The organism is Bradyrhizobium sp. Kon37, assembly GCF_055807535.1.
The window spans coordinates 1-346 of sequence record NZ_JBVVOY010000185.1; the positions used below are offsets into that span (position 1 = coordinate 1).

Here is a 346-nt window from a genome sequence, read left to right on the forward strand (position 1 = left end):
CGCCCTGCTCGGCGAAGATTTTGTTCAGCGCAGTTAGCACGCCCGGACGGTTTTCGTGGATGTGCTGCATAGGACAGCGCACCAACATAATCAGTATATCGTGCATGCTTCGGTATATCGAAGCCGTTTAGCCGCTTTTGCTCGCGCTCGGCAACATATTTCTCGGCCGCCGCGATCTGTTCGGGCTTTAGCCCTCTTCCTGGCCCAGAAACTCCCCGTCGCAGTGCGTGAGCTGGTTCGGCTCCTTGCTGCTCCACGTGACCAGGAACATCACGCGGCAATAGCATTTCAGCTCCGCCGGCGATGCGAACCACACCGAGTTGGGACAGCGCTCGCAAACGGTTTT

The 346-nt window shown here is 57.8% G+C and carries 1 protein-coding gene; it reads right to left on the bottom strand.

Going from position 1 to position 346, the window contains the following annotated elements; all coding sequences use genetic code 11:
- Window positions 1–287: hypothetical protein (locus AC0L3J_RS37720; protein ID WP_473350484.1), on the bottom strand; the 287-nt coding region annotated here is incomplete at its 3' end.
- Window positions 288–346: the final 59 nt, after the last annotated feature.